Raw genomic sequence first — 17506 nt, forward strand, 5'->3', positions numbered from 1 at the left:
TGACGGCCTCAGCCCTTCAGTCCGGACGTCGCCATGCCGTCGATGAGGTAGCGCTGGAAGGCCATGAAGAAGGCGATGACCGGCACCAGCGCCACCAGCGACATCGCGATCATGCTGCCGTAGTTGGAGATGCCCTCCTGGTCGCGGAACATCATCAGGCCGAGCGAGACGGTGTACTTCTCGGGGGTGTTGAGGTAGATCAACGGCCCCATGAAGTCGTTCCACGCGTTGATGAAGGTGAAGATGGCGCTGGTGATGAGGGCGGGCCGGCACAGCGGCAGCACGATGGACCAGTAGGTCCTCAGGTGGCCGCAGCCGTCGAGTTTGGCGGCCTCGTCCAGCTCGCGCGGCAGCCCGCGCATGAACTGCACCATCAGGAAGACGAAGAACGCCTCCGTGGCCAGGAACTTGCCCGCGACGAGCGGCACCAGCGTGTCGACGAGTTCCAGGTTGCGGAACATCACGTACTGCGGGATGAGCAGGACGTGGTACGGCAGCAGCAGCGTGCCGATCATCAGCGTGAACAGCAGGTTCCGCCCGGCGAACCGGATCTTGGCGAAGGCGTACGCGGTCAGCGAGCTGGACACCACTACACCGACCACGGCGAGAACCGCGTACATCAGCGAGTTGACGAAGAAGCTGCTGATGGAGATGCCGGAGATGCCGTCGGCGAGTCCGGAGAAGTTCGCCCAGACCGGCTCGGCGGGCAGCAGGTCGAGGCTGGCGATGATGTCCTTGCTCGGCTTGAACGAAGCTCCGACCACCCAGATCACGGGATACAGGACGACCGCGAGGAGGACGAGCGCGCCCACGTGCCAGGCGATCGATCCGGTGCGCCGCCGCTCGTCCGCGGTACGCACGGCAGGGCTGGTGGCAGTGGTCACTTGGCGGCCTCCTCGTAGTGCACCCACTTCTTCTGCGACCAGAACAGGACCGCCGTGACGAGCGCCACCGCGACCACCAGCGTCCAGGCCATCGCGGAGGCGAAGCCCATCTGGGCCTCCTTGAAGCCCTTCTGGTAGAGGTAACAGGTGTAGACGAGCGTGGCGTCGGCGGGCCCGCACCGGGTGTCGGAGACAACGTACGCGGAGCCGAACACCTGGAACGCGTGGATGGACTCCAGCAGCACGTTGAAGAACAGCACCGGGGAAATCATCGGAAGCGTGATGTTCCAGAACCTGCGGAAGGGCCCGGCCCCGTCCACCTCGGCGGCCTCGTACAGCTCCCGCGGAACCTGCTTGAGGCCGGCCAGGAAGATGACCATGGGCGCGCCGAACTGCCAGATGCTGAGGGCCACCAGGGCGTAGAGGACGTAGTCCGGGTTGCCGATCCAGCCACCCACGTCGAAACCGAAGATCTTCTGCGTGCGGTCCACGACCGCGTCGTCCGAGAACAGCGCCCGCCACACGAAACCCACGGAGACGCTGGCGCCGATGAGCGAGGGCATGTAGAACGCGGCCCGGTACACGCCCTGGCCACGCCGCTTCTGCGCGAGCAGCAGCGCGACGCCGAGTGCGAGCAGCAGCTTCAGCGGAGTGGCCACGACGACGTACTTCAGCGTGACCTCCACCGACTTCTGCCAGCGCGGGTCCTCGAACATCGTCGTGAAGTTGTCCAGCCCCACCCACTGGGGCGGCGTGAACAGGTTGTAGCTGGTGAACGCGTAGTAGAGGGACGCGATCATCGGTCCCGCCGTGAGCAGCAGGAATCCCGCGATCCACGGCGACATGAAGAGATAGCCGGCGAGGTTCTCGCGGCGCCGCCCGCGCCGCCCGGCGACGGGAGCGGCGGACCGCTTCCCGGCCGGGCGCGCGGGCGCTTCTTTGACAAGCGTCATGACGGTAGGTCCCCTCAGCCCGCGAACGCGGCCTTGGCCTCGCTGAACAGCGCCTTGGCGGCGGCGGCCGGCTTGGACTTGCCCTGGGCGACCTCACCGCCGAGGCGACCGAACGCCGCCTCGATGATGTCGGCGCCGGACGGGTGCGGGGTGATCTTCCCGAGCACGCCGGCCGCGGCTACCTCGTCCTCGTACGCCTTGACGCCCTTGTTGTTGTCGTCGGTGGGCGTGAACGCCTCGTACTGCTCGGTCGTGGCGAGGATGCCGCGGTCGTAGCCCATGATCTTGCCGACCTCGGGGTCGTGCACCATGAAGTCGATGAACTGCGCGGCCTCCTTGGGGTGCTTGGTCCCCGAGAAGGCGCTCAGCATCAGCGAGCCGAGGTACTGACCGGTGTCCTTGCCGTTCGTGGTCGGGATCGGCGCGAGCCCGTAGTCCGACTCGCCCTCACCCTGGTAGCGGATGGAGAAGTTGTCCCAGGTGAACTCGGACGCGGCGAGGCCCGCCGAGAGACCGGACTTGGGCTTGGCCTGCTCGATCTTCTTCGGGTCGGCGACGAGCCCGGACTTCACGCGCTTGTAGCCGTCCTCCCACCACTGCGTCAGGTCGTCCTCGGTGAATCCGAGGTCGGAGTCGGTGAAGAACGCCTTGCCGTTCTGGCGCAGGTACAGGTCGTAGAGGTACATGATGCTGAAGTAACCGGTGTCGCCGGCGATCTTCAGCTTGTCCTGGATCGTCTGGAGCACGTCGAAGTACTCGTCCCAGGTCCAGCCGAACTTCGCCTCGACGCCCGCCTTCTTGAAGGCGTTGAGGTCGATGACGAGCGCCATGGTGTTGGCGCCGACCGGGACGCCGATCTGCTTGCCGTCGACCTGACCGTTCGCCAGAACGCCGTTGCGGAAGTTCTCCAGGCGCAGATTGCCCGCGTCCGCCTGCGTCTTGAGATCCATCAGAACGCCGCGCTTGTCGTACTTGCGCAGGAAAGTGACCGCGTTCTGGAAAACGTCCGGCGGATTCCCACCGGAGGCCTGGGTCTGGAACTTCTCCCAGAACGCCTCGTAGTCGGTGAATTCAGGCTTGATCTTGATCTTCGGGAACTTCTTCTCGAAGAGTGCGATCGTCTTCTTGATCGCAATGGTGCGCGGCTCACCGCCCCACCAAGCGTAACGGAGCGTCACCGTCCCGTCGGAGGACGCGCCCCCGCTCCCTCCGCAGCCCGTGGTCGCGGCCAGGCCGAGCGTCGCCGCCGTGGCCCCCGCCGCCTTCAGGATCGTTCGCCTCTCCACATTCCTGCTGGTTCCCACAGCCGGCCTCCCCGCAGCGTCGTTGCCGCTTGCATGAATCGTTTCAAGAAAGCGCTTGCTGGCACAAGGTACGAGGGGGTGGGGGGAGCGTCAATGATTCGGACAGGAATTTCTCGATCGGCGACTGCGCGGCATCGGGGCACCGTGGAGCTGACGTCATGCCATCGACAGGGTGAACGCGCAGGTCGGAGGCGCACGTTCGGCCACCCGGACAGCAACCGGCGGTTCGATCGGCCACTGCGGGCGGCTGAAATGCGCCTGCCGCGGTGGGACGGGAGAGCCGGGAGGCACGGCGGGAGGCGGGGCGATGCAGGGTGGGTGACCTGCTCGGGGCGGGCCGGGAGATCCCGGGACGCGCTGCTCGGGTGCCGTGGGGACGGGACCGGTCGGTTCTTGTTCACGCGGGGACCGGGGTCTCGATCGATCCCTCGACGGAGAACGTGATCGATTCCGACCGTCGCCCCGGTTGCCCTTCCGGACACCTGATCGGCCGCCTGATCGGTCAGGGCGGCAGATCCCCGGAACCGGTACTCCGATCGGCGCTCCGACGCCGGAGCGCCGGACAGAGGCCGCCCCGCGGACACCGCGGCCGCGGGCCGACCGACGTCGACCGGCCACGCCAGGTCGATCCGCGGCGGCCGTCACGCCGACCTGCGTGGGCCCCGCCCGAGGTCACCCCGCGGAGGCCCCACGCAGGACCGCCGCAACGGGGCCGACCGCCGGGACCAGGTCGTGTTGGGGCCGATCGCGGGAGCCGGCCGTTGGGGCGGTCACCTGGTCCCGCCGTGAGGACCGATCGACGGATCCGGTCACGGGAGCCGGCCCTCGAGCACGGTGACGGCAGCCGGTCGCAGGGGCGGGACACGGGAGCCGGCCGTACAGCCCGGTCACGGAACCGGCCGCAGGAACCGGAAGGGCCGGCACGAGCCACGCCCGAGGGCGGCGGTCACGGGCCGTCCACCGTGACGGGGTGACGCCGACGACCGTGCACCCCCGCGCACGTCCGCGACGCGGGATGCGCGGGCCTTCGCGGGCGGCGCGACAGTCCGGGAGAGTCCGCGCACACGACGGCGGCCCGTCTGCTCTGTCGCAGACGGGCCGCCGTGCCGGGTGGGCGATACTGGGTTCGAACCAGTGACCTCTTCGGTGTGAACGAAGCGCTCTTCCACTGAGCTAATCGCCCGGGCACAGGAAGTACGTTACCGCATGTCAGCGGGTCCCCGTGACCATGGTCGGACCGCCACCCCCGCGCTTCGGCGGCGGTTCACTGGTCCTTGATCTTCCAGGGCATCACGATCCCGAACTTCCACACGTAGAAGCCGACGACGGCCGCGATGATCACGAGTCCGATCGAGGTCAGGATGATGTTGCGGCGCCTGACCTTCGGGTCGAGCGCGCGCTGCGCCGCCTCGGTGACCTTGCGTTTGGTCCAGCGCAGCACCAGCTGGGCCCAGACGAACTCGGTCGCCCAGATCGCCATGCCGCCGAAGATCACGACCCAGCCGGGACCGGGCAGCGGCAGCATGATGATGCCGGCGACCACGACCGCGAGGCCGACGACGAAGATCCCGACCTGCCAGCTCAGGTGCAGGACCCGGCGTGCCCTGATGAACTCCGGGGCCCGGGATCCGAGGGCCTGCTCCTGCTGCTTCGCCGCCCCGTCCGACCTCGCGTCGTTCGCCGCCATGGCCACCTCGCCCGGAGCGTCACTCCCCGTATTCATACAGCCAAACCCTACCCGAGAGATTCGAGTCACCGTAATGGTGGTACTCCGCGATCACATCTCTGGGCCGGAAGAGTTACGTAAACACACGCAAACCACGCAGAGGGGTTTACAACGGCACCCTAGGTGGCATGTCGATTTCGCCGACGTGCGAATCCCCGAGCGCACACTGAGCGAAAGGCCCTGGCGCTTATGAACACCACGGTCAGCTGCGAGCTGCACCTGCGCCTCGTTGTGTCGAGCGAGTCCTCCCTGCCTGTCCCCGCAGGCCTGCGGTACGACACGGCCGACCCCTACGCCGTGCACGCCACCTTCCACACCGGAGCCGAGGAAACCGTCGAGTGGGTGTTCGCCCGCGACCTCCTCGCGGAGGGCCTGCACCGGCCCACGGGCACCGGCGACGTCCGAGTCTGGCCGTCGCGCAGTCACGGTCAGGGCGTCGTCTGCATCGCCCTGAGCTCCCCGGAGGGGGAAGCCCTGCTCGAGGCCCCGGCGCGGGCCCTGGAATCCTTCCTGAAGCGGACGGACGCGGCCGTGCCCCCGGGCACGGAGCACCGTCACTTCGACCTCGATCAGGAGCTCTCGCACATCCTGGCGGAAAGCTAGGGAGAGGGCTCCCACTGAGCCGCCCGGCGCCGTCCACTCGGGGAGACGGCTCGGGCTCGGACAACAACCGCATAGGGCACGCGCCGACGCCGCGCCACGGTTTGTCCGTGGGGCGGCTTCGGCGTGCACGCCGGATCCCGTGGCCGCCGCCCCGTCCACCGGCGGACGGCCGCGCGATTCCGGCCTCGACCGACCGGTGGCCGGACGGCCCGGTGCGGCTACCATCGGCCAGCATCGGCGGGCGCCCGCCCGACCCTCCAGGCCAGGGAGCGAAACGTGCTGATCACCCACGACACCCGGTGTGCGCTCGATGCCGTGGTGGATCTGGTGAACACCGCACCGGAGGACGACACCACCCCGGACGGGCTGCCGGATGTCGCCACCCTCGGGGATTTCGTGCGAAAGCACGAGATCAGCGACGTCGGCGTGCTCTCCGAGTTCGATCTGTCCGCGGTGCGCAAGGTCCGGGGACGGTTCGCCCGGATCTTCGCGGCTCCGGACCCCCGCGCCGCCGCCGCGCTCATCAACGAGCTGGTCGCCGCCGCGGGCACCACCCCCCGGCTCACCGACCACGACGGCTACGACTGGCATGTGCACTACTTCGCCCCCGGCGCCTCCATCGCGGACCATCTCGCGGCGGACTGCGGGATGGCCCTGGCTTTCTTCGTGGTGGCCGGGGAACAGGAGCGACTGCGGCGCTGTGAGGCCCCGGACTGCCGTCGCGCCTTCGTCGACCTCTCCCGCAACCGGTCACGCAGGTACTGCGACAGTCGCACCTGCGGCAACCGCCTGCATGTGGCCGCCTACCGGGCGCGCCGCAAGGAGGCGGCGGGCTGAGGCCCTCGTCTGTGACGCCGACGCGGCCCCGGCGGGTGACGCCGGGGACCGCGGGTACGGCTCAGAGCAGCAGCAGGTCATGCAGCGAGGCCATGAGCAGCAGACACCCGATCACCGCCAGGAAGATCATCAGCGGCGGCTGGGAAAGGGCGAAGAGGCATCCGCGCGGCTCGTCCTGAGGGGGCGCGGCATCACTCCGTGTCGTGTCCAGCATCTCGCGGCGATGATGACGCAGGCGGCGCACCGCACGCGATCAGCATGCCCGGATTGAGCGGTTGTTCGCCGAATTCCGTGATGTCGGTTTCCAGCCGTGATCATTTCCGCGCGCGCGCCGCCCGACTGTGTCGTTTCCGCCGCGGGGCGGTCCTGCCGCGCGAGACCTCGTCAGCCCGGGTGACGCACTGGCGCCGGGCCGTCACCGGTCGCCGGCACCGCCTCATATGCCGTGCTTCTTGAGGATGGCCTCGATGTCGCTGAAGTCGTCCGAGGGGGTCGTCCGGGGCGCGGCGGCGGGGCGGGAGGCGGGCCGGGCGCCCTGCCCCAGCGAGGGTGCCGACGCGGTCGGCGCCACGGCGCCGGTCGGTGCGGAGCGCGCCGCCGCTCTGCGCTCCTTGCGGGTGCCGCCACCCCTGCGGCGCTCGACCACGCGGGTGGTCGCCAGCAGCGCCCAGGCGGCGCCGAGGACGCCGAAGCCCGCCCAGGCCGTCGGGCTGAAGGCGGTGTCGGCGGCCCACTCCACGACCCCCGTCATCACCAGGCCGAGGGGCACCAGTGCGTAGGCCGCCGTCCGGGCAGCCGCCAGGAAACGCTTGCGGTACGCCGTGACGGCCGCGATGCCCAGGCCGGCCGCGGCGACGGCGGAACACACGGTCTCGGCAATCATCCGGTCCTCCAGACACGGGACACTCGGGCAGAGGCGGTACGGCTCCGCGCCGCCGCGGGGCGGCGCATCGCTCCTCCATCCTGCACCTGCGAGTGGTCGCCGGGCCATGCCTCAGCCGGACATCAGGGACATCTCCGGGTCGGCTCCTCCCCGGGTGCCGGTGGGCGTCGTGCTTCGCGGCGGTGCGGGCCGTCCGGATTGGGGGGCCGGGGCGGGGGCTGGAAGACTGGGGGCATGAGCGACTCCTCCCCCGCGGCCGTCCCGGCGCCCGATTCCGCCCGTCCCACCGTCGTCCTCGACGTCTGGTGCGAGCTCCAGTGCCCGGACTGCCGTACCGCCCTGGCCGATCTGCGCGCCCTGCGCGAGCGCTACGGCGACCGGCTGGAGCCGCGACTGCGGCACTTCCCGCTGGAGAAGCACCGGCACTCCTTCGCCGCGGCCCAGGCCGCCGAGGAGGCCGCGGAGCAGGGGCGGGGCTGGCCGTACGTCGAGGCGGTGCTGGCGCGGGTCGAGGAACTGGACCGCGGGGGAGAATCCTTCCTGGTCGAGGTGGCGCGGGAACTGGGCCTGGACGCCGAGGAGTTCGACACGGCGCTCATCGACGGGCGGCACATCCTGATCGTCGACGCCGACCAGGCCGAGGGCAAGGCGATCGGCATCACCGGCACCCCGACGTACGTCATCGGCGGCGAGCGCCTCGACGGCGGCAAGAGCCAGGAGGGGCTCCGCGAGCGCGTCGAGGAGATCGCGGACCGGCTGCTGGCCGGACAGGGCTGAGGCGTCTCAGAGCAACTGCTTGTAGAGGGAGTACCCCACCGGTACGTAGCCGAGCGAGTCGTAGAGGCGCTCGGCGGGCGTGTTCCCCTCGAAGACGTTGAGGCCGATGACGGGCTTGCCGGCAGCGATCGACTGGGCCTCGGCCAGCAGCATCAAGGTGCGGCCGTGGCCCCTGCCGCGGAAGGGCTCGTCGGTCTCGACGTCGAACACGAAGGCCTTGTCGCCGGCGAAGGACATCCACAGCGTGCCGACCCGGCCGCCCTCGTGCTCCAGGACGCTGAACAGCATGTCCTCCGTGGCCACGCCCCGCGGCAGCAGGTTGTCCCGCCGGGACTTGGCCCAGGCCTCCTCCTCGGGGACACCGCGGTCGATCCAGACCCGCGCGTACTCGACGAGGCCCCGCCGGCGCCAGGGCCCGAACTCGGCCTCGGTCATGGGTCTGGCCCGGCTGCCGTCGGGCAGCCGGGGCGCGGCGGTGCCGAGCGGCTTCTCCATCCCGCGGTTGCGGTGGACGTACCCGAGCGCGTGCGCCAGCCGCAGGGCGGCCGCGGCCTCGGCGGGCACCCGGATCTCGATCCTGCGGCAGCCCCAGCCGCGCGCCACCTCCTCGGCGGCGAGCGCGGCGACCGCACCCCGGCCGCGCCCGCGGTCGGCCTCCTCGACGCGCAGGTCGTCGATGCGGGCGACCGCCGGACCGAAGCCGGGATGGGTCGAGAGGTGGACCGCGCCGACGGGGCGGCTGTTCACGCACACCTGGAAACGGCGGGACAGCGCCCCGTCGGCACTGCGCTGGAGCGGCTCGGTCGGCCGCAGGGTCGTGGTCATCACGGGTGTTCTACCCGCTGGCGCGCCCCGGGTCAGCCGAATAACCGGGGCGGGTGGGGAAGCGACGGCAGGGGCTCAGGGGTCCAGGTCGTCGGCCGCCCGTTCGTCGAAGACGCGCATCGCCTTGGCGGTCACGGGCCCCGCGGCGCCCGGCAGTTCGCGGCCGTCGACGCGGTGCACGGCCTGGACGTCCCGCAGGGTGGAGGTGAGGAAGACCTCGTCGGCGCGCTCCAGCACGTCCAGCGGCAGGTCGGTCTCCTTGGCGCCGGTCCACTCGACGGTCAACTCGCGGGTGATGCCCGCGAGGCAGCCGGAGGCGAGCGGCGGGGTGTGGATCTCGCCGTCCAGGACGACGAAGACGTTCGACCCGGTGCCCTCGCAGAGCCGGCCGACCGTGTTGCCGAACAGCGCCTCGCTGGCGCCGTGTCGGTGGGCGCGGGCCAGGGCGACGACGTTCTCGGCGTACGACGTCGTCTTCAGGCCGGTGAGGGCGCCGCGCTCGTTGCGGGTCCAGGGGACCGTGATCGTGGCCGTGGAGTCGGGGCGGCGGCCGGTCTCGCCGAGGGCGACGACGAGGGTCGGCCCGTGCTCGCCGCGGTCGGAGCCGAGGGGCCCGTGGCCGCCGGTGTAGGTGATGCGCAGCCGGCCGAGCGGCATCGGGTTCGCGGCCAGGACGGCGGCGCAGGCGCGACGGACCTCGTCGAGGTCGGGGTCGGGCAGGCCGAGACCGCGCGCGGAGCGGGTCAGCCGGTCGAGGTGCCGGGTGAGCGCGAACGTCTCGCCGTCCACCGCCTTCACGGTCTCGAAGACGCCGTCGCCCACGGTCAGGCCGTGGTCGAAGACGGAGACACGGGCGGACTCGCTGTCCTGCAGCCCGCCGTCGAGCCAGATCTTCACGTCAGTCCCTCTCCACTCACCTCGTACGTTCCCGACGCTACCGCGAGCAGTCGGGACGCCTTCAGCTCGGTCTCCCGCCACTCCGCCTCGGGGTCGGAGCCCCAGGTGATGCCGGCTCCGGTGCCGAAGCGCAGGGCGCCGGCCTCGCGGTCGATCCAGAAGGTGCGTATGCCCACGGCCAGCTCGCCGGTTCCCCGGTCGGCGTCGACCCAGCCGACGCCGCCGCAGTACGGGCCGCGCGGTGCCGTCTCCAGTTCGTCGATGATCCGCAGGGCGCTGGACTTGGGGGCACCGGTGACGGAGCCCGGCGGAAACGCGGCGGCGAGCAGCTCGGCCCAGCCGGCGTCCTCGCGCAGCTCGCCGCGGACGGTGGACACGAGGTGGACCAGGCCCGGGTGCTTCTCCACGGCGCACAGGTCGGGCACGGTCACGCTGCCGGTGGCGCAGACCCGGCCGAGGTCGTTGCGGACCAGGTCCACGATCATCACGTTCTCGGTGTGGTCCTTCTCGAGGAGGTCCGCCTCGGTGCGTCCGGTCCCCTTGATGGGCCCGGACTCCACGACCCGCCCGTCCCGCCGCAGGAACAGCTCAGGGGACGCGGTGGCGATCTCGACCCCGTGCCCCGGCAGCCGAATCGTTCCGGCATACGGCGCCGGGTTGCCGCGGGCGAGCAGGGCCGTCAGCGCGTCCGGGTCGGCGCCGCGGGGCAGCGGCGCGGAGAGCACCCGGCACAGGTTCGCCTGGTAGACCTCGCCGGCCGCGATGTACGCGCGGATCCGGCGCACCCCGGCCGTGTACGCCGCGCGGTCCAGGGACGACGTCCAGTCACCGGCCGCGGGCCCCCGCCACGCCCCCGGCACCGGAGCGGGCACCGGCTCGACCCGTACGTCGGCGAAGCGGGCGCAGACCAGACGGCCCTCGAAATCGGCGGACACGGCCCAGAAACCGGTGGAGTCCAGGGCCTGAGGGTCTTCCGTGACGTCGAGCAGGCCGGTGGCGACGCGGTCGCCGAAGCGGGCGAGAGGCGGGAGGTGGAGCACGGTGTCGAGTCTAGGACGGGTGTCCCGGGGGTGGCCCGGGGATGTCCCGGCGGTGGCCCGGGCGGGTGCTCGGCGGGACGCAGCGCAGCACGCTGCACAAACGCGTTTTTGTACTGGCCCCGGAATCCGCTAGAGTTCAACTCGTCGCCGGGCCGCGCGAGCGGACCGAAACGACAGGCGGACGTAGCTCAGTTGGTAGAGCGCAACCTTGCCAAGGTTGAGGTCGCGAGTTCGAGCCTCGTCGTCCGCTCGAAGGAAGAAGGGGCCTTCCCGGTCCCCTACACTCCTGGTGGAGTGGCCGAGAGGCGAGGCAACGGCCTGCAAAGCCGTCTACACGGGTTCAAATCCCGTCTCCACCTCCAAGGACGATTAGCTCAGCGGGAGAGCGCTTCCCTGACACGGAAGAGGTCACTGGTTCAATCCCAGTATCGTCCACTGGATCTTCGGATCCCCCGCGCGATTAGCTCAGCGGGAGAGCGCTTCCCTGACACGGAAGAGGTCACTGGTTCAATCCCAGTATCGCGCACGCAGCATCCACGGCCCCTGGTCGTGACCTTCCCGAGGACGATTAGCTCAGCGGGAGAGCGCTTCCCTGACACGGAAGAGGTCACTGGTTCAATCCCAGTATCGTCCACACCCCGGAGCCCCCGGCCGCCCAGTGCGGCCGGGGGCTCCTTCGTGTGCGCGGCTCAGCTGGAGAAGAGCATGTGCCCGAAGCTCTTGTGGCGCTTGTTCCCGTAGTGACCACCGTGGCCGCCGTGCGGGGCGCCCCAGGCGGGAGCGGCCGGGGCGGCGGGGTACCCCTGCGGGGCGGGCGGGGGCGGCGGGGCCTGCTGGGTCCACTGGGACTCCACGCGGGTCAGCGCCTCCAGCTCGCCGTAGTCGAGGAAGATTCCCCGGCAGTTGCTGCACTGCTCGATCTGGACGCCGTTGCGGTTGTACGTGTGCATCGGGGCGTGGCACTTCGGACACTGCATGCTTCGGCTCAACTCCTCGCCGTTCGGTTCTGCTTCGCCTGTCACCAGGACAGACTCTGTCCCACTGCGGTCGGTTGCACCCTACTTCGCGGAGTCCGGCGCCGACGGGGCCGGTACCGAACCCATGCGCGCGCAGGCGTCGACGAGGGCCCGCTCGACCTCGTCCAGCTCCCTGCGCGCGGCGAGGGCCTTGGTGAGGGCGCGGGCGGCGGTCTGGACGGTGAGGGCGCGGGCCGGGACGTCGAGGGCGGGCCAGGGGTCGCCGTCGGCGGGGACGGCGGAGCCGCCGGCCTGCCGGTAGGCGGTCAGGAAGCGGGTCCACTCCTCGGGCGGGAGCAGCCCGCAGGCGTACCAGGCGGCGGGGCGGGCCAGGTCCCAGGCGGGGACTCCGACGCCCAGGTCGTCGACGTCGATGAGGCGCCACGGGCCGTCGGGGGCGGGGTGGCGGACCAGCTGCCCGAGGTGAAGGTCGCCGTGGCAGACGGTGGTGTCGTCGGGCATCGGGGCCTCGCCGCGGGCCCAGGCGGGCAGGCGGGCCCAAGCGCTCAGGACGGGGCGGGTTCCGGGATGGGCCCCAGCCTCACGGAGGCGGGCCACGGCGCGGGCGGCCTTGGCGGGGCCGCGCATCGGAGGCAGCGGGGTCGGTGCGGGGGTGCGGTGGAGGCGGGCGAGGAGGCTGCCGGCGGCTTCCCAGGGGGCGGCGTCCGGGTCCTGCGGGTCCACGGGGGCGCCGTACGGCCAGAAGGTGACGAGCCGGGTGCCTAGGACGGTCGGCGTCGGGACGAGCGGGGGCAGGAGGACGGCGGGGAGGCGGGTGGCGGTGGTGAGGCGGGGGACGAGGGCGGCGGGGTCGGTGTCCGGGGCGTGGGCCTTGGCGACGGTGTCGGCGTGGCGGACGACGGTGGCGTCGGGGCGGTCGGCGAGGGTGGCCGCACCACAGGGGCAGGTGGGGGTACGGGTGTGCGCGTGGGCTCGGGCGCGGGAGGTGAGTGCGGTGAGGAGGGAATGGGTGGGCACGGGGCTCCCTGGGCGGTACGGGTCTGCTCCGCAGGGTATCGAGGGGCGCTGCTGTGGGTGAGCGGGTTCTCGCCCCCGCCGCCCTTCCCGCCCCTGGGCGGCTGCCGCCCCCAGACCGCCGCTTCGGCCCTGAACGGGCCTCGTCCTCGAACGCCGGACGGGCTGGGCGCGCCGGGCGGGGTGCGCTGCGGGGGAGGGCTCCCGAAAGGGCAATGCCGGCGCAGCTCCCCAGCTGCGCCGGCATTTTTTGCCGTCCGCCGCACCCCCGTCCCCACGGGGTTTCATGGATGGATGTCCCCGCCCGGACCGCTCTTCCGGGCCTGGGGTCGCCGCTCAGCGCCCCAGCATCACACCCACGGACGACGCCTGTGTGGCCACTGTCTCCCAGCCGTCGAAGACGACGAGGAGCAGGACCGCCAGGGGGAGGGCCATGACCGTCGCCACCAGGGGGTGGCGGCGGCCCGTACGGCGGGGTCGCGCGGTGCGGAGGTGCGTCCGCGGTGCCGTGTGGGCCATGGTCCCTCTCCTGACCGTTCTCCGTTGTCCTTGGCGAGCGGCGGGTGTCTGACCTCGGGGGACGAGTGCTGCACCCGCCGCTCGACCTCAAATCTAGGCGTGCGGCGGGCGCCGGGCGTCATGCCCTCGTACCGATTGCCGGGCCTCCCGGAGGATGAGCCATGACCTGCGGAGTACTCCCCTGGGTGGAGACGGGGTCGCGGGTCTCGGGGTCTTCCCGGAAGGGGGTGCCCGGTGCGGGCCGGTTTTCCCCAACTGTCCCCACCGGGTGACTTCGCTCACTTCCGCCACCCCTGCGCACACCCCGGTCCCCACCCGGCGGCCCGCTCGACCGGCCGTCCCGTCATGGGTTCGCGCCGTCCCGCCGGCGTCGGCGGCGCTCGCCGCCCGGTCGGCCCTCACGGGTTCAATCCCCCTTCCACGACTGGTGGTTGTGATCACGGGAAAAGCGAAGTGAGCCTGCCCGCCGGGTCTCTGACCACTCTTCACGTCCCCCGCCCGGAACGGACAATCGGTGGGACCGAGAGGGCGCGGCCTCTGCGCGCGAGCGGCCGTGGAAACGTAAGCTGTGCCACGTCACACGGACCGGGCAGCGGGGATGAACATGGCGATGATGCGCCTGAGGCGCGAGGACCCGCGCGTCGTCGGCTCGTTCAAGCTTCACCGACGGCTCGGCGCGGGCGGGATGGGCGTCGTCTACCTGGGCTCCGACAAGAAGGGGCAGCGGGTCGCGCTGAAGGTGATCCGGCCCGATCTGGCCGAGGATCAGGAGTTCCGGTCCCGGTTCGCGCGTGAGGTGTCGGCGGCGCGGCGGATCCGGGGCGGGTGCACCGCCCGGCTGGTCGCGGCGGACCTGGACGCCGACCGGCCGTGGTTCGCCACCCAGTACGTGCCCGGCCCCTCGCTGCACGACAAGGTCGCCGACGACGGCCCCCTCGGGGCTGCCGAGCTGGCCTCGATCGGGGCCGCCCTGTCGGAGGGGCTCGTCGCCGTTCACGAGGCCGGGGTCGTGCACCGGGACCTGAAGCCCTCGAACATCCTGCTCTCCCCCAAGGGCCCGCGGATCATCGACTTCGGCATCGCCTGGGCGACGGGTGCCTCCACGCTCACGCACGTCGGTACGGCGGTGGGCTCCCCCGGGTTCCTCGCGCCGGAGCAGGTGCGCGGTGCGCTCGTCACGCCGGCCACCGACGTCTTCTCGCTCGGCGCCACCCTCGCGTACGCCTCGACCGCCGATTCCCCCTTCGGGCACGGCAGTTCCGAGGTGATGTTGTACCGGGTGGTGCACGAGGAGCCCCATCTGCACGGCGTCCCGGACGCCCTGGCCCCGTTGATCCGGTCCTGTCTGGCGAAGGATCCGCAGGAGCGGCCCAGCACGCTCGACCTCTCGTTGCGGCTGAAGGAGATCGCGGCCCGTGAGGCCCACGGTCCGGCCGAGGTGCGGCCGCCCGCACCGCGTGCGGGTGAGGCCGACCGGGCCACCGGGCGGCTGGCCGACACCAGCTACCCGGAGCGCACGCTGCGGCAGCCCGGTCCGCCGCCGTCCCGCGGCGGGGTGCCGTCCGCGCGCGGGACCGTGCCGCCCAGGGGCGGGGCGCCCTCGCGCGGCGGCAGCGCCTCGCAGGGCGGCAGCGCCTCGCGGGGCGGCAGCGCCTCGCGGGGCGGCAGCGCCTCGCGGGGCGGCGGCAACCCCTCGTCCCGGCCGGGGGCCCGGCCGACCCCGGCCTCGCGGAACACGGGCTCCTCCCGCAACACCCGTTCCGGCAGCGGCAGCAGACCCGCGCCGCGCAGCGGGACCGGCCGGCGGACACCACGCACCACGGGCACCGGGCTGCGGCCCGCCAATCCGCGGCTGCTGCGGCAGCGGCTGTTCGTCTTCGTCGTGGTGACGCTGCTCGTGGCGCTCGGCATCGCGGTCGTCCAGGGTTGTCAGGGCCCGGCCCGGGGCCTCGGCGGCGAGAACGACGTCGTACGGCACCGGCACCAGGCGCAGGCGGACGTGCGGGAGACCGGTGGCGGGTCCGGCGGGTGGTCGCCCGCGAGGGCGGACGGAGCCTATGCCGACGGGCGGCCGGTCGCGACGGCGTAGAAGGCGACGGCGGCGGCGGCACCCACGTTGAGGGAGTCGACGCCGTGGGACATGGGGATGCGGACCCACTCGTCGGCGGCGACCAGGGCCTGGGTGGAGAGGCCGTCGCCCTCCGCGCCGAGCATGAGCGCGACCCGGTCCATGGTGTGGGGCGCCGCCTCGTCCAGGCTGCCGGCCTTCTCGTCGGGGGTGAGGGCGAGCAGCGTGAAGCCGGCCTCGCGGACCGATTCCAGGCCCTTGGGCCAGCTGTCCAGGCGGGCGTACGGCACGGAGAAGACCGCGCCCATCGAGACCTTCACGCTGCGGCGGTAGAGGGGGTCGGCGCAGTCCGGGGAGAGCAGGACCGCGTCCATGCCTAGGGCCGCCGCGGAGCGGAAGATCGCGCCGACGTTGGTGTGGTCGTTGACCGATTCCATGATCACGACGCGGCGGGCGGTGTGCAGGAGTTCCGCCGCGGCCGGGAGCGGCTTGCGCTGCATGGAGGCCAGGGCGCCGCGGTGGACGTGGTAGCCGGTGACCCGCTCGGCGAGCTCCGGGCTGACGGCGTAGACCGGGGCCGGGAGTTCGTCGATGACGTCGCGCATGACGTCGACCCACTTGGCGGACAGCAGCATCGAGCGCATCTCGTAGCCGGATTCCTTGGCCCGTCTGATGACCTTCTCGCCCTCGGCGATGAACAGGCCCTCGGCGGGCTCGCGCCTGCGGCGCAGCTCCACGTCGGTCAGGCCGGTGTAGTCGCGCAGGCGCGGGTCGTCGGGATCCTCGATGGTGATGAGATCGGCCACAGCGGTGATACTGCCTTGTCCTGGGTGCGGTGCCAACGGCCTGACAGAGGTCTGCTACCGGGGGTTACGTACCGGCGGTCGCGCCGAGACAGGCAGGCCGACGCCGACGACCTCGCCGATGACGATGACCGCGGGCGGCCTGACCTCCTGGGTGCGGACCGTCTCGGCGACCGTCGCCAGGGTGGCGTCGACGCGGCGCTGGGCCGCCGTCGTGCCCTCCTGGACGAGCGCGACCGGGGTGTCGGCCGGCTTGCCGTGCGCCATCAGCGTCTGAGCGATCTTCCCTATCTTGTCGACCCCCATCAGGATCACCAGTGTGCCGGTGAGCTTGGCGAGGGAGGGCCAGTCGACCAGGGAACGCTCGTCGTCGGGGGCGACATGGCCGCTGACCACGGTGAACTCGTGGGCGACCCCGCGGTGGGTGACCGGAATGCCGGCCGCACCGGGGACGGAGATCGAACTGGAGATGCCGGGGACCACCGTGCAGGCGATGCCGGCCTCGGCGAGGGCCTGGAGTTCCTCCATGCCGCGGCCGAAGACGTACGGGTCGCCGCCCTTGAGCCGGACGACCGACTTGCCCTGCTTGGCGTGCTCGATCAGCGCGTTGTTGATGGCCTCCTGGGCCATGTACCGCCCGTACGGGATCTTCGCGGCGTCGATCACCTCGACGTGCGGCGGGAGTTCGGCGAGGAGGTCGCGCGGGCCGAGGCGGTCCGCGATGACGACGTCCGCCTCGGCGAGGAGGCGACGGCCGCGGACCGTGATCAGGTCGGGGTCGCCGGGGCCGCCGCCGACGAGGGCGACGCCGGGGGTGCGGGTGCGGTGGTGGGGCGCGACCAGGGTGCCGTCGCGCAGGCCCTCGACCACCGCGTCGCGGATGGCCGCGGTGCGCCGGGGGTCGCGGCCCTTGGCGTCCGTGGTCAGCACGGCGACGGTGACGCCCTCGCTGTGGCCCGTCGCGGGGGTCCAGGCGGTGGCCGCGTCGGCGTCGTCGGAGCGCACGCACCACACGCGGTGGCGCTCCGCCTCGGCGGAGGCGGCGGCGTTGGCGTCGGGGTCGCCGGTGGCGATCAGGGCGTACCAGGCGTCGGCGAGGTCGCCGAGAGCGTAGGCCCGCCGCTCCCAGGTGATCTCCCCCGCGTCCGCCATCGCCTCGACGGAGGGGGTCGCCTCGGGGGACACGAGCAGGACGTCCGCGCCCGCGGCGATCAGGGCCGGCAGGCGTCGCTGGGCGACCTGGCCGCCGCCGACGACGACCACACGGCGGCCGGTGAGGCGGAGGCCTACGGGGTAGGCGGGGTGTTCGGCCATGAGGGGCGGCTCCTCGAACGGGCGGAGGCGGGCGCTGCGGCTCTGGAGCGGCCCTGACGTGCGCATTTTAGAGGTGCGTTCA

Annotated in this window: 18 protein-coding genes and 6 tRNA genes; 9 read left to right on the forward strand and 15 right to left on the reverse strand. The window is 71.9% G+C overall.

The window, feature by feature from the left end; genetic code table 11:
• Positions 1–8: 8 nt before the first annotated feature.
• From ACGFQC_RS26110 to ACGFQC_RS26130, 5 genes are all read right to left on the reverse strand, one after another.
• Positions 9–884 (reverse strand): carbohydrate ABC transporter permease, encoded by an 876-nt coding sequence (locus tag ACGFQC_RS26110; protein WP_363089124.1) that lies wholly within the window; start codon positions 882–884, stop codon positions 9–11.
• On the reverse strand, positions 881–1837 hold the full coding sequence (locus tag ACGFQC_RS26115; protein ID WP_363089125.1) for a sugar ABC transporter permease: 957 nt from the start codon (positions 1835–1837) through the stop codon (positions 881–883). Before ACGFQC_RS26115 ends, ACGFQC_RS26110 begins: the two co-directional genes overlap by 4 nt.
• 14 nt (positions 1838–1851) lie before the next feature.
• The gene (locus ACGFQC_RS26120; protein ID WP_363089126.1) at positions 1852–3141 is read right to left on the reverse strand and encodes an extracellular solute-binding protein; all 1290 of its coding nucleotides are present in this window, start codon (positions 3139–3141) and stop codon (positions 1852–1854) included.
• 1111 nt (positions 3142–4252) lie between these two features.
• A tRNA-Val gene (locus ACGFQC_RS26125) sits at positions 4253–4324 on the reverse strand.
• Positions 4325–4405: 81 nt separating this feature from the next.
• Positions 4406–4864: a TIGR02611 family protein gene (locus tag ACGFQC_RS26130; RefSeq protein WP_363089127.1), complete on the reverse strand. Its 459-nt coding sequence runs from the start codon at positions 4862–4864 to the stop codon at positions 4406–4408.
• 192 nt (positions 4865–5056) lie between these two features.
• Here ACGFQC_RS26130 and ACGFQC_RS26135 point away from each other — a divergent pair, with 192 nt between their 5' ends.
• Positions 5057–5470 (forward strand): SsgA family sporulation/cell division regulator, encoded by a 414-nt coding sequence (locus ACGFQC_RS26135; protein WP_004002642.1) that lies wholly within the window; start codon positions 5057–5059, stop codon positions 5468–5470.
• Between the two features lie 276 nt (positions 5471–5746).
• A complete protein-coding gene (locus ACGFQC_RS26140) occupies positions 5747–6307 on the forward strand; it encodes a CGNR zinc finger domain-containing protein (protein WP_363089128.1) in 561 nt (186 codons plus the stop codon).
• A gap of 61 nt (positions 6308–6368) precedes the next feature.
• On the opposite strand, the gene ACGFQC_RS26145 is transcribed toward ACGFQC_RS26140, so the two are convergent.
• Entirely contained in the window at positions 6369–6521 is a 153-nt protein-coding gene (locus tag ACGFQC_RS26145) for a hypothetical protein (protein ID WP_363089129.1), read from the reverse strand.
• Positions 6522–6743: 222 nt separating this feature from the next.
• On the reverse strand, positions 6744–7190 hold the full coding sequence (locus tag ACGFQC_RS26150) for a hypothetical protein (RefSeq protein ID WP_363089130.1): 447 nt from the start codon (positions 7188–7190) through the stop codon (positions 6744–6746).
• 234 nt (positions 7191–7424) lie between these two features.
• Here ACGFQC_RS26150 and ACGFQC_RS26155 point away from each other — a divergent pair, with 234 nt between their 5' ends.
• On the forward strand, positions 7425–7967 hold the full coding sequence (locus ACGFQC_RS26155) for a DsbA family protein (protein ID WP_363089131.1): 543 nt from the start codon (positions 7425–7427) through the stop codon (positions 7965–7967).
• 6 nt (positions 7968–7973) lie between these two features.
• Here the strand turns inward: ACGFQC_RS26155 and ACGFQC_RS26160 are convergent, their stop codons facing one another.
• The 3 genes from ACGFQC_RS26160 to ACGFQC_RS26170 form a co-directional block, all read right to left on the reverse strand.
• Positions 7974–8792, reverse strand: coding sequence for a GNAT family N-acetyltransferase (locus tag ACGFQC_RS26160; protein WP_363089132.1), 819 nt, complete (start codon positions 8790–8792; stop codon positions 7974–7976).
• 75 nt (positions 8793–8867) lie between these two features.
• The gene (locus tag ACGFQC_RS26165) at positions 8868–9689 is read right to left on the reverse strand and encodes an aminodeoxychorismate lyase (protein ID WP_363089133.1); all 822 of its coding nucleotides are present in this window, start codon (positions 9687–9689) and stop codon (positions 8868–8870) included.
• Positions 9686–10729, reverse strand: a complete 1044-nt coding sequence (locus ACGFQC_RS26170) for a chorismate-binding protein (protein ID WP_363089134.1) — start codon at positions 10727–10729, stop codon at positions 9686–9688. Before ACGFQC_RS26170 ends, ACGFQC_RS26165 begins: the two co-directional genes overlap by 4 nt.
• 177 nt (positions 10730–10906) lie before the next feature.
• Between ACGFQC_RS26170 and ACGFQC_RS26175 the strand changes: the two genes are divergently transcribed.
• From ACGFQC_RS26175 to ACGFQC_RS26195, 5 genes are all read left to right on the forward strand, one after another.
• Positions 10907–10979, forward strand: a tRNA-Gly gene (locus tag ACGFQC_RS26175).
• A 38-nt stretch (positions 10980–11017) separates the two neighbouring features.
• Positions 11018–11091: transfer RNA gene (locus ACGFQC_RS26180), tRNA-Cys, on the forward strand.
• A gap of 1 nt (position 11092) precedes the next feature.
• Positions 11093–11164: transfer RNA gene (locus ACGFQC_RS26185), tRNA-Val, on the forward strand.
• Positions 11165–11183: 19 nt separating this feature from the next.
• Positions 11184–11255, forward strand: a tRNA-Val gene (locus tag ACGFQC_RS26190).
• Between the two features lie 36 nt (positions 11256–11291).
• Positions 11292–11363, forward strand: a tRNA-Val gene (locus ACGFQC_RS26195).
• A 55-nt stretch (positions 11364–11418) separates the two neighbouring features.
• Here ACGFQC_RS26195 and ACGFQC_RS26200 read toward each other — a convergent pair.
• The 3 genes from ACGFQC_RS26200 to ACGFQC_RS26210 form a co-directional block, all read right to left on the reverse strand.
• On the reverse strand, positions 11419–11706 hold the full coding sequence (locus ACGFQC_RS26200; protein ID WP_363089135.1) for a zf-TFIIB domain-containing protein: 288 nt from the start codon (positions 11704–11706) through the stop codon (positions 11419–11421).
• Positions 11707–11787: 81 nt separating this feature from the next.
• Positions 11788–12723, reverse strand: a complete 936-nt coding sequence (locus ACGFQC_RS26205) for an aminoglycoside phosphotransferase family protein (RefSeq protein WP_363089136.1) — start codon at positions 12721–12723, stop codon at positions 11788–11790.
• Between the two features lie 333 nt (positions 12724–13056).
• On the reverse strand, positions 13057–13239 hold the full coding sequence (locus tag ACGFQC_RS26210) for a hypothetical protein (RefSeq protein WP_363089137.1): 183 nt from the start codon (positions 13237–13239) through the stop codon (positions 13057–13059).
• 598 nt (positions 13240–13837) lie between these two features.
• On the opposite strand from ACGFQC_RS26210, the gene ACGFQC_RS26215 reads away from it, so the two are divergent.
• A complete protein-coding gene (locus ACGFQC_RS26215) occupies positions 13838–15328 on the forward strand; it encodes a protein kinase (RefSeq protein WP_363089311.1) in 1491 nt (496 codons plus the stop codon).
• On the opposite strand, the gene ACGFQC_RS26220 is transcribed toward ACGFQC_RS26215, so the two are convergent.
• Both ACGFQC_RS26220 and cobA read right to left on the reverse strand, forming a co-directional pair.
• Positions 15295–16113 carry an RNA methyltransferase gene (locus ACGFQC_RS26220; protein ID WP_363089138.1) on the reverse strand — a complete coding sequence of 273 codons (819 nt, stop codon included), beginning with the start codon at positions 16111–16113 and terminating at the stop codon, positions 15295–15297. The two genes, ACGFQC_RS26215 and ACGFQC_RS26220, sit on opposite strands and share 34 nt — an antisense overlap.
• 54 nt (positions 16114–16167) lie before the next feature.
• Positions 16168–17424, reverse strand: coding sequence for a uroporphyrinogen-III C-methyltransferase (gene cobA / locus ACGFQC_RS26225; protein ID WP_363089139.1), 1257 nt, complete (start codon positions 17422–17424; stop codon positions 16168–16170).
• Between the last annotated feature and the right edge of the window lie 82 nt (positions 17425–17506).

Origin of the sequence: Streptomyces sp. NPDC048734 (genome assembly GCF_043198675.1) — a bacterium.
Lineage (GTDB): Bacteria > Actinomycetota > Actinomycetes > Streptomycetales > Streptomycetaceae > Streptomyces.

Bases quoted from the DNA above. Each gene is read 5' to 3' on its own strand.
- ACGFQC_RS26145 (WP_363089129.1), bottom strand. From the start codon at position 6,521: ATGCTGGACACGACACGGAGTGATGCCGCGCCCCCTCAGGACGAGCCG.
- ACGFQC_RS26160 (WP_363089132.1), bottom strand. From the start codon at position 8,792: ATGACCACGACCCTGCGGCCGACCGAGCCGCTCCAGCGCAGTGCCGAC.
- ACGFQC_RS26215 (WP_363089311.1), top strand. From the start codon at position 13,838: ATGAACATGGCGATGATGCGCCTGAGGCGCGAGGACCCGCGCGTCGTC.
- ACGFQC_RS26200 (WP_363089135.1), bottom strand. From the start codon at position 11,706: ATGCAGTGTCCGAAGTGCCACGCCCCGATGCACACGTACAACCGCAAC.
- ACGFQC_RS26210 (WP_363089137.1), bottom strand. From the start codon at position 13,239: ATGGCCCACACGGCACCGCGGACGCACCTCCGCACCGCGCGACCCCGC.
- ACGFQC_RS26150 (WP_363089130.1), bottom strand. From the start codon at position 7,190: ATGATTGCCGAGACCGTGTGTTCCGCCGTCGCCGCGGCCGGCCTGGGC.
- ACGFQC_RS26115 (WP_363089125.1), bottom strand. From the start codon at position 1,837: ATGACGCTTGTCAAAGAAGCGCCCGCGCGCCCGGCCGGGAAGCGGTCC.
- cobA (WP_363089139.1), bottom strand. From the start codon at position 17,424: ATGGCCGAACACCCCGCCTACCCCGTAGGCCTCCGCCTCACCGGCCGC.
- ACGFQC_RS26130 (WP_363089127.1), bottom strand. From the start codon at position 4,864: ATGAATACGGGGAGTGACGCTCCGGGCGAGGTGGCCATGGCGGCGAAC.
- ACGFQC_RS26155 (WP_363089131.1), top strand. From the start codon at position 7,425: ATGAGCGACTCCTCCCCCGCGGCCGTCCCGGCGCCCGATTCCGCCCGT.
- ACGFQC_RS26135 (WP_004002642.1), top strand. From the start codon at position 5,057: ATGAACACCACGGTCAGCTGCGAGCTGCACCTGCGCCTCGTTGTGTCG.